This window comes from Bradyrhizobium sp., from assembly GCF_049519115.1.
Classification (GTDB): Bacteria; Pseudomonadota; Alphaproteobacteria; order Rhizobiales; family Xanthobacteraceae; genus Bradyrhizobium.
The window spans coordinates 38,338-53,531 of record NZ_JBEKRB010000043.1 but is presented as its reverse complement, the minus strand read 5'-3'; the positions used below and the strand labels follow the sequence as shown (position 1 = coordinate 53,531).

Annotated in this window: 14 protein-coding genes; 4 read left to right on the top strand and 10 right to left on the bottom strand. The window is 61.2% G+C overall.

Annotation, left to right across the window (positions count from 1 at the left end):
• Positions 1 to 118 precede the first annotated feature (118 nt).
• The 4 genes from ABSE61_RS26975 to ABSE61_RS26960 form a co-directional block, all read right to left on the bottom strand.
• The gene (locus ABSE61_RS26975) at positions 119 to 1,387 is read right to left on the bottom strand and encodes an O-antigen ligase family protein (RefSeq protein ID WP_423874199.1); all 1,269 of its coding nucleotides are present in this window, start codon (positions 1,385 to 1,387) and stop codon (positions 119 to 121) included.
• A 58-nt stretch (positions 1,388 to 1,445) separates the two neighbouring features.
• The gene (locus tag ABSE61_RS26970; RefSeq protein ID WP_423874197.1) at positions 1,446 to 2,993 is read right to left on the bottom strand and encodes an undecaprenyl-phosphate glucose phosphotransferase; all 1,548 of its coding nucleotides are present in this window, start codon (positions 2,991 to 2,993) and stop codon (positions 1,446 to 1,448) included.
• A gap of 116 nt (positions 2,994 to 3,109) precedes the next feature.
• Positions 3,110 to 4,246: a glycosyltransferase family 4 protein gene (locus ABSE61_RS26965; protein WP_423874196.1), complete on the bottom strand. Its 1,137-nt coding sequence runs from the start codon at positions 4,244 to 4,246 to the stop codon at positions 3,110 to 3,112.
• A gap of 3 nt (positions 4,247 to 4,249) precedes the next feature.
• Positions 4,250 to 4,906: a polysaccharide biosynthesis/export family protein gene (locus tag ABSE61_RS26960; protein ID WP_423874195.1), complete on the bottom strand. Its 657-nt coding sequence runs from the start codon at positions 4,904 to 4,906 to the stop codon at positions 4,250 to 4,252.
• A gap of 183 nt (positions 4,907 to 5,089) precedes the next feature.
• Between ABSE61_RS26960 and ABSE61_RS26955 the strand changes: the two genes are divergently transcribed.
• Entirely contained in the window at positions 5,090 to 7,339 is a 2,250-nt protein-coding gene (locus ABSE61_RS26955; protein WP_423874194.1) for a GumC family protein, read from the top strand.
• A gap of 26 nt (positions 7,340 to 7,365) precedes the next feature.
• Here the strand turns inward: ABSE61_RS26955 and ABSE61_RS26950 are convergent, their stop codons facing one another.
• Entirely contained in the window at positions 7,366 to 8,556 is a 1,191-nt protein-coding gene (locus tag ABSE61_RS26950) for a GNAT family N-acetyltransferase (RefSeq protein WP_423874193.1), read from the bottom strand.
• Positions 8,557 to 8,649: 93 nt separating this feature from the next.
• Between ABSE61_RS26950 and ABSE61_RS26945 the strand changes: the two genes are divergently transcribed.
• Positions 8,650 to 9,714 carry a polysaccharide deacetylase family protein gene (locus tag ABSE61_RS26945; RefSeq protein ID WP_423874192.1) on the top strand — a complete coding sequence of 355 codons (1,065 nt, stop codon included), beginning with the start codon at positions 8,650 to 8,652 and terminating at the stop codon, positions 9,712 to 9,714.
• An 18-nt stretch (positions 9,715 to 9,732) separates the two neighbouring features.
• Here ABSE61_RS26945 and ABSE61_RS26940 read toward each other — a convergent pair whose 3' ends face one another.
• A complete protein-coding gene (locus tag ABSE61_RS26940; protein ID WP_423874191.1) occupies positions 9,733 to 9,942 on the bottom strand; it encodes a DUF2842 domain-containing protein in 210 nt (69 codons plus the stop codon).
• 94 nt (positions 9,943 to 10,036) lie between these two features.
• Between ABSE61_RS26940 and ABSE61_RS26935 the strand changes: the two genes are divergently transcribed.
• Positions 10,037 to 11,128: a COX15/CtaA family protein gene (locus ABSE61_RS26935; protein WP_423874190.1), complete on the top strand. Its 1,092-nt coding sequence runs from the start codon at positions 10,037 to 10,039 to the stop codon at positions 11,126 to 11,128.
• 120 nt (positions 11,129 to 11,248) lie between these two features.
• On the opposite strand, the gene ABSE61_RS26930 is transcribed toward ABSE61_RS26935, so the two are convergent.
• The 4 genes from ABSE61_RS26930 to ABSE61_RS26915 form a co-directional block, all read right to left on the bottom strand.
• Positions 11,249 to 11,590: a hypothetical protein gene (locus ABSE61_RS26930; protein ID WP_423874189.1), complete on the bottom strand. Its 342-nt coding sequence runs from the start codon at positions 11,588 to 11,590 to the stop codon at positions 11,249 to 11,251.
• A 73-nt stretch (positions 11,591 to 11,663) separates the two neighbouring features.
• Positions 11,664 to 12,947, bottom strand: a complete 1,284-nt coding sequence (locus ABSE61_RS26925) for an O-acetylhomoserine aminocarboxypropyltransferase (RefSeq protein ID WP_423874188.1) — start codon at positions 12,945 to 12,947, stop codon at positions 11,664 to 11,666.
• 215 nt (positions 12,948 to 13,162) lie between these two features.
• Complete coding sequence (locus ABSE61_RS26920) at positions 13,163 to 13,747, bottom strand: CoA-binding protein (RefSeq protein WP_423874187.1); 585 nt, start codon at positions 13,745 to 13,747, stop codon at positions 13,163 to 13,165.
• On the bottom strand, positions 13,744 to 14,568 hold the full coding sequence (locus tag ABSE61_RS26915) for an enoyl-CoA hydratase (protein ID WP_423874186.1): 825 nt from the start codon (positions 14,566 to 14,568) through the stop codon (positions 13,744 to 13,746). Before ABSE61_RS26915 ends, ABSE61_RS26920 begins: the two co-directional genes overlap by 4 nt.
• Positions 14,569 to 14,648: 80 nt before the next feature.
• Here ABSE61_RS26915 and ABSE61_RS26910 point away from each other — a divergent pair, with 80 nt between their 5' ends.
• On the top strand, positions 14,649 to 15,086 hold the full coding sequence (locus tag ABSE61_RS26910) for a PaaI family thioesterase (protein ID WP_423874185.1): 438 nt from the start codon (positions 14,649 to 14,651) through the stop codon (positions 15,084 to 15,086).
• Positions 15,087 to 15,194: the final 108 nt, after the last annotated feature.

The following is a 15,194-nucleotide window of genomic DNA, read 5'->3' as shown; positions in this document are numbered from 1 at the left end:
GGCCTCATTCGCCGTCAACCCGGCGTCGCCCGAAGCATCCAACTCCTCGTTGATCCCAAGCACATCCCCATCCTAGATTGGCTCGAAATCGACCAGTCATAATCATTGTGCCGAGGTACTAGGGCGCGTCGACAGGCGCGGCGCTGACGGTGGAATTGGGCTGCGTCTTGTAAGCCTGCGCCGCGGCGAATAAGCCCCACATCGTGCCCAGCATCATCCAGAAGTGACGCCAATGGTCGGTGTCGATGATAAAGGCTTCACCGACGGTTCCGAGAAACGCCGCGAAGACCGCCAGATAGGCGCGTTGCCACGGCACAGGTTTCAGCAGATGCCGAAACCCCAGGACCACCGTCACCGCGATCAAGGTCGGATAGCAAAGGCCGGCCAGCCAGCCGCCCGACATGAAGGCATTCAGATAAGAGTTGTGGGTGTCTTCGGGGAAGTAATTATGGAATTGCAGCGGGCCGATGCCGAACGGCAGGTCCAGCGCCATGTCGGCGCCGAGAATATGCCGGCCGAACCGGCCAAAGCGGCCTTCGTCGTAGCTTTGGTCGAAGCTCGCGCGCTGCCGGAACATGTCGGCGGTGGAATCAAACGAAAGCAGCACGGCAATCAGCAGCACCACCAGGACGATCGCCACGACTGAAGTCATCACGATCCGCGAACGCTGCGCTGGTGTCCGACTGGTCAAGATCATCATCGCCAGCATGAAGGCTGCGGTGATTGCAAGCCCGCCCCAGGCGGCGCGCGAAAAGGCAAGCAGGATCGCGAGCGCCATGATGCCGAACGCAATTCCGTTGCGGCATGCTTTTGCAAAATGATCGGAGACGACGCTTTGCAAGGCAAACAAGGCCGGCAGGATCAGGAAAGCGCCCAGCACGTTCGGATCCTTGAAGGTGCCGCGTGCGCGCCCGTAAAGTGTCAGCAGGTCGTACCCGCCGGGAACCAGATTGAGATAGCCCGCGACGGCCGATGCGGCGGCAACCACCGCGCCCACGACCAGTCCGCTCCGAAGCATGTCGAGGCGCGCGGGCGTGTCCTCCGACATGACCATGGCGAAGAACATCACGGTCACCGCCATGTACCAGGACGTGGCGATCCAGTTGGCGACCTCGGACTTGTCGTAGAACGGGATGGCGCCGATGCTGTAACCGATATTGATCAGGACGAGCAGCAAAAGGAGCGGCATCAGCACGAGCCGCATTCGCAAGCCCGTGGCGCAGAACAGCACGGCTGCGCCGAGCGTCATGATCTCGTAGGGGCTCGGTTCGATGAATACAATGGCGCCGCTTGCCGCGACAAGCCACACCAGCAGGCGCTGGACGGCCAAAAGGCGTGGCGATCCCGTTATTGCCGCAGTCGGCCCGGCGATCCCCGTGTACGCCATCGACATTTCAAATACTCAAACTCACGCGACAAACACCTGACTACGCCGAGGTGCGGTATCAATAGGCGTTTTCGTTTTTCGTCATCAGCGCCAAAGGCGTCCTGAGGAGAATGTAGATGTCGAAAAGCACCGACCAGTTCTCGATGTAATAGAGATCGAACTCGACGCGCTTCTGGATCTTTTCTTCATTGTCGATTTCGCCGCGCCAGCCGTTGATCTGCGCCCAGCCGGTGATGCCGGGCTTGACCCGGTGGCGCGCGAAATAGCCGTCGACGGCCTCGTCGAACAACTGGTTCTGCAACTTGCCCTGCACGGCGTGCGGACGGGGCCCGACCAGCGAAAGATTGCTTTTGAAGACCACATTGAAAAGCTGCGGCAACTCGTCGAGGCTGGTCTTGCGAATGAAGCGGCCGACCCGGGTGACGCGGCAGTCGTTCTTGGTCACGACCTTGGCGGCCAAGGGATCCGCCTGATCGTGATACAGCGAGCGAAACTTGAAGACGTCGATGCGCTCGTTGTTGAACCCGAAGCGCTTCTGGCGAAACAGCACCGGCCCCGGGCTGTCGAGTTTGACGGCGAGTGCAACCAGCGCCATCGCGGGAGCGGCAAGGCACAGCACGATGGCGCCGACGAGGTGGTCGAATATCCACTTCATCACCAGATCCCAGTCGGTGATCGGCGCTTCGAACACGTCAAGCGTCGGCACCTTGCCGAGATAGGAATAGGAGCGGGGACGGAAGCGGAGCTTGTTGGTATGCGCCGACAGACGGATGTCGACCGGCAACACCCATAGCTTCTTCAGCATTTCGAGAATGCGGATTTCGGCCGAAATAGGAAGCGCGAACAGCACGAGGTCGATGCGGGTGCGCCGGGCGAATTCAACGATATCGTCGACCTTGCCGAGCTTGGACTTGCCGGCACAGTTCTCCAGTGCGCGATTGTCGTTGCGGTCGTCGAACACGCCGAGGATGTCGATATCGGAATCGGTCTGCTCGTCCAAAGCCTGGATCAGCTTCTCGCCGCTCTCGTCGGAGCCGACCACGATGGTGCGCCGATCGAGCCGGCCCTGGCGGGCCCAATACCGGACCAGCGTGCGCAGCGCGAGGCGTGAGGCGATCAAGGTGGCAAGACCGATGAAGAAGAACGCGGAAAGCCAGAGCCGGGATATTTCGTTGCCGAGCTTGGCAAAGAACGACACGCCGATGAACAGCAGAAAAACAAATGCCCATGACGAAATCATGCGCGTCATCTGGCGAAGCTGGCCGCGGAAAATCTGAACGTCGTAGATATCGGCGGCCTGGAAGCAGATCACGGCGGCGAGCGTCATCATCAGAATGGCGGCGATATATTCCCAGTGAAAGCCGGCGAGCGGAGCCACATAGCCCAGATAGAGCCCAATCCCGATCACGCTCAACAGGGCAAAATCGGCGAGGCGAACCACGCCGGCGATCACGATCGGCGAGTAGGCCCGGCGGACCTTCTGGCTGGCGACGACAAGGGCAGCTTGCGAAAGCCTGCGGCGGCGTTCGACCGGGGCCCCTACGGCAGCCGTCGATGAGGCCGCGGCGGCGGCATCGAATATCGAGCGTGCATTAACCGGTTCCACCTTCTTCTATCCGTTCTCGCCGCAACACATATGGGCAGGCGCGTGAAGCGCCTAAGTCTTTAAGTCTTCGGCTTAGATGAGAAATCGGAAGAAACGGTTATCGGCGTAAGGGATGGTTAACGTTTGGCAAAGGCCTCGCCGTAGCTGGCGAGAACGCCTTCGACCATGGCCTTTTGCGAAAAGTGCATGAAGATTCTCTCGCGAAGCGTTTTGGCGCGGGCGGCGGCGCCGACTGGATCCTGCAGCGCAGTAGCGATTGCGTCCGCCATGGCGCCGGCGGAGTTGGGCGCAAATAACGCTTCCGTATGGGAACCGAATATTTCGGGGATGCCGCCGACATTGGCCGCGATCATCGGAACGCCGGCTGCGGCGGCTTCGATCACGACGTAAGGCATTGAATCGCCGCGCGAGGGAACGACGAGGAGTTTGCCTTTCGAGAAGCCGAAGCGCGCTTTGACATGGCCGATGAAGCGCACCGCTTCGGTCAATCCGCTTTTTTCGACCTTGGCTTTCAGCGAGCCGAGTTCTTCGCCGTCGCCTCCGAGCGTCAGCGTCACCGGTCTGCCATCGGCACGCAGCCGCGCGACGGCATCGATCAGGATATCCGCGCCCTTGATGTGCCTGAACTCGCCGACGTAAGCGACGTCAGAGGCGTCGGGCGCCAGTTCTACGGGATCGAACTCCGCCGCGGTCACGCCGTTGAAGACGCAGCGCACCAATCCCGTGGTCGGCACACCGATGGTGCGCTGGTAGGTGTCGCGGGCGAATGCGCTCTCGAACAGAAAGAGCTCGGTATTGTTCATCAGCGCGCGTTCCATGCGGCTGTAGAATGCGCCTTGCCACGTGTTGAGCGGATAATGCAACGAACCGCCGTGCGGGGTGTAGACGCGAATGAAGCGCTTGGACCCGCCCCTCATGCGGACGAACGCGCCGGCCTTGGCGCCGTGTCCGTGCACCACGTCGGGCTTCAGATGCGAGATCAGGTACATGAAGCGCGCCCACACCAGGAAGTCGGTGGGGTGGGGCTTGCGGTGGATGGCCAGGCGCCGGACGCCAAGCTTCAGACGCGGCGCAATCTCGGCAAGCGCTGCGCTGGCGCGTTCGCCGCCGGTCAGGCTGTCAGCGATGATGCCGACGTGGTGGCCTGCGTTGATCTGCCCGTTGGCAAGATCGAGGATGTGGCGGATGATTCCGCCGACGGGCGCGCGCACCGCGTGGACAATGCGAAGTGGCCGGTCTGATGTCTCGGACATCGGTCAGAACCAGCGTTCGCCGACGAGGACGGTATCGCCGGGACCGATGGGGGTGCCGAGCGGAACGATGACGCGGTCGGCGTTATGGGTCAGCGTGACGCTGTCGCGTTTGGCGCGGGGTGAGAAGCCGCCGGCAATCGCGACCGCACTTTCGACGCTCATGTTCGGCACGTAGGGATATTGGCCGGGAGCGGCGACCTCGCCCAGGATGAAGAACGGACGATAGGCTTCGACCTCGACCGCCACGGAAGGCTCGCGGATATAGCCGTTGCGGAGTTTGGCGGCGATCTCGGTGGCCAGTCCCGCCGGCGTTCGTCCGCGGGCGGGAACCGCGCCGATCAAGGGCATGGTGATCGCGCCGCCGGCATCGATCGCATAGGTGTTGGTGAGGCCTTCCTGGCCGAAGACCACAACTCTCAGATTGTCGCCGGCATCGAGGCGGTAGGGCGCATCGTGCCGGGCGGCGACGGGAGCGGCATAGGCCACGGGCGTTGCGGCGGCATAGGCGTTGGGCGAGGACGTATAATTAGCCGGCTGGCCATAGGCCATGGCATCGAGGTCGCCGCGCGCTCCGATCGCGACCTGATCGCCCGTCTGCATGCAGCCCGCGAGCGAGAGCGCGGCCAGGAGAGAGGCTATTTGGGCGCGAACGCCTCGCATTGGAGAACCCACGGTCAATTCTTGATTCCGATTAAGGACTTTCATGGTTAACAAAACATGACCGTGGCGGATGGATGGCTCCGCCGATAGGGCCAAAAATGCACGAATTAACCCAGCGGCAACCTTAATGGACTGTAATCATGCTGTATCCGTAGAGTCGTGGCGTGCCACGGGGAGTGAGCGATGCGTTTAGCGTTCTGGCGTTCGGGCAAGGCTGTAAGCGAGCCGACCGACCCTGAAGTAACGCCGGTCGCCGACAAACCGGTGACCGCGCCAATGGGCGATCTGGATTTCGTGGCGATCGGTCAGGCGCTCGCGCGCAAGCGGAACTGGATTATCATTCCGACCGTGCTGGCAGCCGTGCTGTCGATCACGGTCGTGAACATGATCACGCCACGATACAGGTCCGAGGTGCGGATCCTCATCGATGGGCGGGAAAATGTCTTTCTGCGGCCCAATGGCGAGCGCAATGACGACCGCAACGCGCTCGACGCGGAAGCCGTCACCAGCCAGGTGCAGCTTCTGTTGTCACGCGATCTTGCACGCGAGGTCATCAAGAAGAACAGGCTCGCCGAACTGTCCGAGTTCGACCCGGTCCTGAGAGGTTTTTCTCCACTGAAATCGCTGCTGGCACTGATCGGGATCGGCCGCGATCCCATCTCGCTGACGCCGGAAGAGCGCGTCCTGGATGCTTACTACGAGCGTTTCACGGCCTATGCGGTCGACAAATCCCGCGTCGTCGTCATCGAGTTTCAGTCACGCGATCCCGATCTCGCGGCGCGGGTCGCCAACTCCATTGCCGACGGCTATCTGGTGCTTCAGCAGGGCGCGCGGCGCGACCAGGCGAGGTCAGCGGGGCAGTGGCTCGCAGGTGAGATCGAAAACCTGCGCAAGAAAGTCGCGGATGCCGAATCCCGCGTCGAGGATTTTCGATCCGGGTCCAGCCTCTTTGTCGGCACCAACAATACCACGCTCTCCAATCAGCAGATGGGCGAGCTGAACACGCAATTGAATAATGCGCGCGCACTTAAATCCGATGCCGAATCCAAGGCGCGCTTGATCCGCGAAATGCTCCAGACCGGCAAGCCGATCGAAGCCTCCGAGGTGTTGAATTCGGAATTGATCCGCAGGTTGAGCGAGCAGCGGGTGACGTTACGCGCGCAACTCGCGGAGCAGTCTTCGACCTTGCTCGACAATCATCCACGGATCAAGGAACTCAAGGCGCAGCTTGCCGATCTCGATCGGCAGATTCGCGACGAAGCCAGCAAGCTCTCACGCTCGCTGGACAACGATGCGCGAATTGCCAGCGGCAGGGTCGAAGGCCTTAGTGCCAATCTCGATCAGTTGAAAAAACAAGCCAGCTCGGCCAACGGCCAGGATGTTCAGCTCCGCGCCCTCGATCGCGAGGCGAAGGCGCAGCGCGACCTCCTGGAATCCTATCTGGCAAAATATCGCGAGGCTACGACGCGCGAAAACATCGAGGCCGCGCCGGCCGATGGCCGGATCATTTCCCGCGCCAGCGTATCCAACAGCCCGGCCTATCCGAAGAAGCTGCCGATCGTGCTGATTGCGACGCTCGCAACGTTGATGCTGTCGACCGGATTGACCGTCACGGGAGAATTGCTGCGCACGACGATCCCGCGCGCGGCCGCCGCGTTCGTGTCGGTCTCGGCCCCGCTGCGCGAGCCGGTCGCGAAGGTTTTTGCGGCTCCCGTCGAACCCAAGTTTGCGCCCGAATCCAGGCCTGCGGTCGAATCCAGGTCTGTTGTTGAGTCCAGGCGTGCGGTTGAGCCCGTTGCGGCTCCGCTGGCGCCGGAGATTGAATCCGAATTCTCGGAGGTCGAGCAACTTGCCGACAGGCTGCTTGCCGCCGGTGCGGGGGCGCGCAAGGTCACGATCCTCGGCACCGCCGCGAGCGAGAGCATTACCCTGACCGCGCTGACCATTGCGCGCCTGATCGCGCGTAGCGCGAGGGTCGTTGTGGTCGATCTGGCAGCGACGTCGCCGACCATCTCGGTCGCATCCGTCGATCCGAACGCGCCGGGGTTGGCGGAATTGATGCAGGGTGAGGCTTCTTTCACCCAAGTTATCACCAAGGATATGATGTCACGGACCCATCTTGTGAGTTCAGGACGGCCGGGATCGGACCGCACTTTGTTGCAATCGCCGCGGCTTGGCCTTGCGATCGATGCGTTGCTGAAGGTCTATGATCACGTCCTCCTGGATGCCGGAAGTGCCTCGGATCTGTCTGCCGAACTGCTGACGACGCAGGCGCGCGCGGTGGTGGTGCCGGATGCCTCCATGGCTGCCGAGGCGCGCAATCTGATGTGCGATCAGCTCAAGGCGGTCGGCTTCAGCGATGTGATAATGTTGAGCAAGCCGGTCCCGCCGCCGGATGCGGTTGAGCCGGCCCCGCGGGTCGTGGCGGCGTAGCCTTCTTAGTCGAAAATGCTGACGCGTCAGCCGAACGCGCGCCGCAGTTTCTGCGCCAGGAGCAAAAGTGCCGGATTGCGTTTCACAAGACGCTTGCTGCGATTGGCGGCCGACATCGCTATCGCCGCAGCGGAGCCGCGTGGGCCGAGCGGGACGAAGCAGTCAAAAATAGGTTCGTCCGCTTTGCAAAACAGTTTCTTGTAACTGTCCGATCCGATCCCGAGGTCGAGGGTGCGGTAGCCGTGCTCCGCGTAATGATCGATGATGTGGCGGATCAGGATGAGTCCGGGACTGTAGCGCGAAACTGCCGACACCGTGTAGGTGTTGAACATCATCGAGAAACGGTAACCGTCGGCGACGCCGGCGAACAGCGCGATCACCTCGCTGTCATTTTCCAGGGCGTGTATCTCGATTACCCGCCCGCCATCTACCCGCGGCGTTATGCAGGCGTCGCGAATGAAATCCTCGACGCCCGGTTCAGCAAACACGTTTGGCAGTTTCTGCTCCGCCATCCGCAACGGCTTGATCCGGAAGAACGCATCGAGCAGGCGCTTGACGTCGGCGTCGCTGTCGGCGAGCAGATAACGATAACCCGGCGGAGCCTTGAGTTTGCGTTCCTTGGTCTTCAGGCGCTGGCGCATCGAATGGCTGATGCGCGTCGTCTCGGAGGCACCCGGCATCATCGCCATGACAGGACAGTCGTTGGCGGACGTCTGGTGCGGCAGCAACGCAAACGGGTTTGGCAGATCCTGCCATGTGAGCGGTTGCTGTTGGAAAGCCAAAAGGTCGATGCTTTCGCGCTGATGGATCGCCGCGAAGACAACATCCAGGTCGGCGCGGGATGCAACAGCGGCGAAATCCCGATTCCATATCGCCATGTTGAAGGTGGCATGCTTGCCGCCCATGAAATGGGCGCTGCGCACACCCCAGCCCTGCTTGAGCACGAGCGGGAGCAGCAGCAACGGCACGCGGTCGAGGTCATAGGCGACGACGACAAGAGGCGTCAAGCCCTCGCGTGTCCCGACCTTCTGTTGCCAGGGGCGCAGGAAATCAAATCGTTGGTACGGCGTGGAAAGGTGGTGCTGGTTTTCGAGACTTCGCCAGACCGTCTCAGCTTGGTCAATATCGGCAAATATATCGACGGCGGCGATGCGGCTTGATTTCGACCACGCCGACGCGCCAGCGTTACGGCTTTCGATCGCGGCAGCCATGGTCATCGCAATACCCGTCCGCAAATATCCGTTTAAGGGATTACTTAACTTTTTGCTTCAGCCGACCTTTGCAAAGAAGTGTCAACAAAGGGTAATGACATGGACGCGGCGAAGCCGCGGCCTCATCTGAAACACGCGCTGAAAGACGAGACGTTGTCATCTGCTGCCGGATTTCTGACAAGCCTCAAACTGGAACTCGCTTATTTCGGCGGTCATGTGTGGTTGAAACGGCGAGGTGCGGGCGTCATCCTGCGCTTTGAGCGGGTCCGGCCCCGCCATTCCGGCCGATTTCAGCCGCTTCTGTCCAACGAGATCACGCCCGCTTTTCTGGATCGAACGATCCGGGCTTTGAAGCGCTGGAAATATGACATTGTTTCAATCGACGAGGTCTGCCGCAGGGCGGTTACGCTGGCCTCGCGGCGGCGGTTCGTTTGCCTGACGTTTGACGGCACGTACAAAGACGTCGCCGCATCCGTTTATCCGGTGCTGTCGCGACATCGTGTTCCCTTCACCGTCTACGTTCCGACGGCGTTTCCCGACGGCATCGGGGAAGCCTGGTGGCTCGCACTCGAACGGGTGATCGCGCAGGAGCGGCGCATCAGCCTGATGGTGGGCCGCAGCGAAAGGCACTTCAACGTCCCGTCGACGGCGGAAAAATATGAACTCTACGAATTTCTGTCGGGCTGGATGCGTTCGCTTGAACCGGCAGACCTGAGTGCCGCCATCAAGGATCTCTGCACTCGCTATGCTGTCGATCTTGCGGCGCTGTCGCGGGAGGCCTCGCTCGACTGGCGCGACCTCGAGACCCTGGCGGCCGATCCGCTGGTGACGTTCGGCGGGGCGACCGTCAACTTTCCGGTTCTGGCGAATATGAAGGAGACGGCAGCGCTGCGGGAAATGACGATGGGGAAGGCGGTCATCGAGGCCGCGCTGCGACGTGACGTCCGGCACTTTGCCTATCCCTTCGGGGACCGGAAATCCTGGCAGCGCAAGCATATGGCGATGGCGGAAGAAGCGGGCTTCGTCAGTGCCGTTTCGACCTTCCCGGGCGTGATCGAGCCGGCCGGCCACACGCCTCTGCTCGCGCTCCCCAGAATGGCCTGGGACGGAAGGCTGCGCTCGATGCGCGCCATGCGCGTGCTCCTGGCGGGCGCCGCCCTTTAAGGAGCAGGCGCGCTGGAATCAGGTGGGATCGGGCCGCAACATCCAGCTGACGATCGGCATCGCCGGCAGCACCCAGCCCATGCCGGCCACGACATAGAAAATCGCTTGCCGCAGGCCCGAGCTCGCCAGCCACGGCAGCTGCGCCACCGTCATTCCCATCAGCGACCACACCGCCGCGAGCAAAAGCAAAGCGACGGTTCCAAGCAGTTTTCGGGTGCGTATTTTCATCACGTAAATGAGTGGTTTGCCTTTGAATGCGCGCTTTCCGCGCCGGAACGCGCGGACTATAAGGTGCGCACTCGTGGAGTAAAGTGCGACGCCAATGGTAATTGTTTCTGCCGCTCAAACTCGAAATCTCGCCCCCGTCCGCGGGTGGCTGATCGCGGTTGCCGCGTTGATTGCGGTAATGGTACTGGTCGGCGGGGCGACCCGGCTGACGGAGTCCGGACTATCGATCGTGGAGTGGAAGCCGGTCACAGGTAGCTTGCCGCCACTTGGTGAGGCGGCATGGACGCAGGCCTTTGATGCCTACAAGGCGATTCCGCAATACCGTCAAATGAACGCCGGCATGTCGCTTGACGAGTTCAAGACGATTTTCTGGTGGGAGTGGAGCCATCGGCTGCTGGGGCGCGTGATCGGCGCAGCCTATTTGCTGCCATTCCTCTGGTTCCTGTGGCGCGGCGTTCTCAGTGGCGATCTGAAGCGGCGGCTGTGGGGGATCTTCGCTCTCGGCGCGCTGCAAGGCGCCGTCGGATGGTGGATGGTCGCCTCCGGGCTATCCGAGCGGGTCGAAGTTTCCCAATATCGTCTCGCGACCCATCTCGTGCTCGCGCTATTGATCTTTGCAGGCATCGTCTGGACGCAGCGACGGCTCGTCGAGAGCGCGCCTTCGAGCGCGCCGCTGCGGTTGAAAATCAGCGCGATCATTCTGCTGGCGCTGACATTCGTGCAGCTTTATCTCGGTGCGCTGGTGGCGGGGCTTCGCGCCGGCAAGATTTACAACACCTGGCCCGATATCGACGGCGGGCTTATTCCATCGGCCGCGCGGTTGTTCTTCGATGTGCCGTGGTGGCGCAATCTGTTCGAAAACACGCTTACTGTGCAGTTCGAGCATCGGATGGTGGCCTATACGCTGTTTGCGCTTGCGGTGTGGCATGCGATCGACGCTGCGCGCTCCCGCGCGGAGCGAGCCGTGATCGACGGCGCGCTGTGGCTTTTCGGCGTCGTGACGTTACAGGCCACCCTTGGCATCCTCACATTGCTCAATCAGGCGCCGATGGATCTTGCGCTCACTCATCAGGCGGTCGCGATCATCGTGCTGACGCTGGCGGTCTCGCAAGTGGAACGCCTGACGCGGATTCGTCGCGGGCTGTCCCCGCAGGAGATCGGTCAGCCGGTCACGGCTGCCCGCTAAAGCGCGATAAGGTTTTGTTGAATCGTTACCGCGCTTTGGCTCTTTGATTGAGCATGATCTCCGCGCAAACGCCGTCGCGTTTGTCGCGTGGGAAAACCGCTACACTTTTCCGGATTATGCTTAGCAATAGCCGATCACGCCGCAGGCGTAAGGCAACTGGAAGCGATAATTGATATTGGGGCCGCCGTAATACGGGCCCTGATAGTCGTAGGAATGCGTCGAGCCGTAATAGCCGGGGAGCGTCGCCGATCCCAGCAGGATCGGCGTATGCGGTGGCAAATGGACCTCGGGAAAAGCCTCCGATGGCATGAAGAGGAGATCAGACTCCTCTTCGACATGGGCGGTTCGGCCGTGCCGGGGTGCCTTGTTATACACGCGCGCGCCGGAATCCGGCATGTCGGCGGCAAGCACTGGGCTGAAAGCAAATATCGCGGCCGTTAGCAGCAGCATCCCGCGCAACATGGTTCCACTCCGAATCATCGTAGCGATGATTCAAGCACCTTTGAGCGGAGCGAGCGTTAACGAGATCAGAATCTCAGCCCGGCCGCAGCGCCTGATCGAGATCGGCGATCAGGTCCTCCTTGTCCTCGATGCCGATCGACAGCCGCACCACATCGGGGGCCGCGCCCGACTTGATCTTGGCGGCATCGTCCAATTGGCTGTGGGTGGTCGAGGCCGGATGAATGACCAGCGAACGGGTGTCGCCGACATTCGCGAGATGCGAGAACAGCTTTAATTTCGAGACCAGGTTGACGCCGGCGTCATAGCCGCCCTTGAGGCTGAAGGTAAAGACGGCGCCCGCGCCCTTCGGCGCATATTTGCGCGCGAGGTTGTTGTATTTGTTGCCGCTCAATCCGGCATAATTGACGGCAGCCACCTCCGAATGCGGGGCAAGCCATTCCGCGATCGCCTTGGCGTTCTCGCAATGCTTTTGCATCCGCAGCGGCAGCGTCTCGATGCCGGTCAGGATCAGAAATGAGTTGAACGGCGAGATCGCCGGACCGAGGTCGCGCAAGCCCAGCACGCGGCAGGCGATCGCAAATGCGAAGTTGCCGAACGTCTCCTGAAGCTTGATTCCGTGATATTCCGGTCGGGGTTCGCTCAGCATCGGATATTTATTGTCCTTCGACCAGTCGAAGGTGCCGGCATCGACGATGATACCACCAATCGAATTGCCATGGCCGCCGAGAAACTTAGTCAGGGAGTGCACGACGATGTCGGCGCCGTGGTCGATCGGGCGGATCAGGTAGGGTGTCGCCAGGGTATTATCGACGATGAGGGGAACGCCGGCCTTCCGGGCGACGGCAGAGATCGCCTCGATATCGGTGATCGTGCCGCCTGGATTGGCGATCGACTCGATGAAGATCGCCTTGGTGTGCGGCGTTACCGCGCGCTCGAAGCTTTCGATATCGTCGGAATCGGCCCACACCACGTTCCAGCCAAAACTCTTGAAGGCGTGGGTGAACTGGTTGATCGAGCCGCCATAGAGCTTGCGCGCCGCGATGAATTCGTCGCCGGGATTGAGCAGCATCTGGAAAGTCACGACCTGCGCCGCGTGGCCGGAAGCTACCGCCAGCGCCGCGGTGCCGCCCTCGAGGGCTGCGACGCGCTCTTCCAGCACCGCCTGGGTCGGGTTGCCGATCCGGGTGTAGATATTTCCGAAGGCCTGCAAGCCGAACAGCGAAGCGGCGTGGTCGGCGTCGTTGAACACGAATGACGTGGTCTGATAAATCGGCGTCGCCCGGGCGCCGGTGGTGGGATCGGGCTGTGCGCCGGCGTGCACGGCAAGGGTCGAAAACCCGGGGATACGATCGGTCATTCTTGTTTCCTTTGTGTAGGTCTCTCGATGCTAGACGGGCGCAAGCCGCGTCAGATCAGAAGGCGAATATCATCCGAGACGCCGTTGCGCCTCCTCCCTTGGGGGGACAATCGCGTTAGCGGCCTCAGCCGTCAAGACAGCAGGACAAATCAGGCATTATTCGTGATGGCTGCGCTTCGCGGCAGCGTGTCGCAGAAAAAATGTTCGCAATAGTGTCAGGAAAGATCGGTTCTGTTTTTCGACGCCCGGTCGGATGCTTCGGTCGCCCCGCCGCTGACACTGTTGCGGCCCAATGAAAGCCGCATGCCTTGTGTCGGCATCGGCGCACGCTTGGAACTCAGGGTGCGCGAATTCACGCCCATCCACGAAATTTCCGAAGAAAGCCGGCCGTATTCGATTTTGGGACAGCGGTTCATCACCACTTTAAGGCCGGCGGCTTCGGCTTTTTCGGCGGCGTCGTCGTCGCGCGCGCCGAGTTGCATCCAGATCACTTTCGGCACAGGCGTCATTTTCAGCGCCTCGTCCACAACCGGCATGATGTGGCTGGAGTTGCGGAAGATATCGATCATGTCGACCGGCCGATCGATGTCGAGCAGCGAGGCGACGAACGGTCTTCCAAGCAGGCTCTTGCCGACGTGACCGGGATTGACCGGGATCATGTCGTAGCCGCGCTGGGCGAGATATTTGAACGCGAAATAACTCGGTCGCACGTTGACCGGCGAGGCACCGACCATCGCGATCGATTTCACACCGTTGAGAATCGAACGGATGTAGTTGTCGTCATAGTTATCGTGATTCATTTATCCTGCCATTTCGGCTCGCGCTTTTCGATGAAGGCGCCAATCCCTTCCTCGGCGTCGCGCGCCATCATGTTCTCGGTCATCACTTCGGCCGTGTAGCGATAAGCCTCAGCGAGACTCATTTCAGCCTGACGATAAAAGGCGGCCTTGCCGATCTTGATCGTGTAGGCGGATTTGCGCGCGACCTGTTGCGCCAGCGCAATCGCCGCATCCCGTTCGGTGCCGGCTGCCACGACCCGATTGACGAGACCGATGTCGCGTGCGGTCGTGGCCGAAATGGGCTCGCCGGTCAACAGCATTTCCATCGCCTGCTTGCGCGGCACGTTACGCGACAGCGCGACCATCGGCGTCGAGCAGAATAGGCCGATATCGACGCCGGGCGTTGCAAAGCTTGCCGCTTCCGAGGCGACTGCGAGGTCGCAGCTGGCGACCAGCTGGCATCCGGCGGCGGTAGCAACCCCCTGGACCGCGGCGACCACGGGCTTTGGCAGATGGACGATCGCCTGCATCATGGTGCTGCATGCGGTCATGATCTCGGCGAAATAGGCTCGGCCACGATCGGCGTCGCTACGCCGCGCCGTCAGTTCTTTCATGTCGTGGCCGGCCGAGAACGCTTTGCCGGTTGCCGCAATCACGACCGCGCGCACGCCTGCGTCGTCGTGGATTTCCCGCAGGGCAGCGTCGAGCGCCGCGATCAGGCCTTCCGACAGGCTGTTGCGGGCGTCCGGCCGGTTGAGTGTGAGGATGGCGACGTTGCCAACCCGTTCGCGCAACAGGATCGGCGGTTGCGAAACGGGGGCGCGTGCTGTTCGGCTCGTCATCGAAATATTCGCCATCTGACTGGGTGTAATATACGAACCTAATGTAACAAGCCGGGAGAGGCGAGGGCAGGCGGGAGAACATGTCCATAGCAAAAATGACGGTGCCGGAGCTGGAGACGTTCCTCCGGAAGGAGTTTCCGCAAGCCTTCAGTGCCGACGATATCACGATCGAGGCGGCCGATGGCGTCTCTTGCCGGCTCAGGCAGCGGTATGGCGATCAGATGCTGCGCCCGGGCGGAACGATTTCTGGTCCCACGCTGATGGCGCTTGCCGATTTCGCGATGTATGTCGTGCTGCTTTCGGCGATCGGCCCGGTCGGTCTGGCGGTCACGACCAACCTCAGCATCAACTTCCTGCGCAAGGGTATCGCTGGGCAGGATGTGCTCGCGGCGGCGCGCCTGTTGAAGCTTGGCAAGCGATTGGCGGTCGGGGAAGTTAACCTGATGTCGAGTGGATCTCCCGAACCCATCGCCCATGTGACCGCGACCTATTCCATTCCCGTTGCTAAGGAAATTTAAAGGTAATATAAAACCATATTTACAGGCCATTGTTTTTGCTAAAATAATTAGTTCGATTTGGCGTTGACGCCGCCGCAAGACCTCTCTAGAAACCGTCGCAGTTCGGCG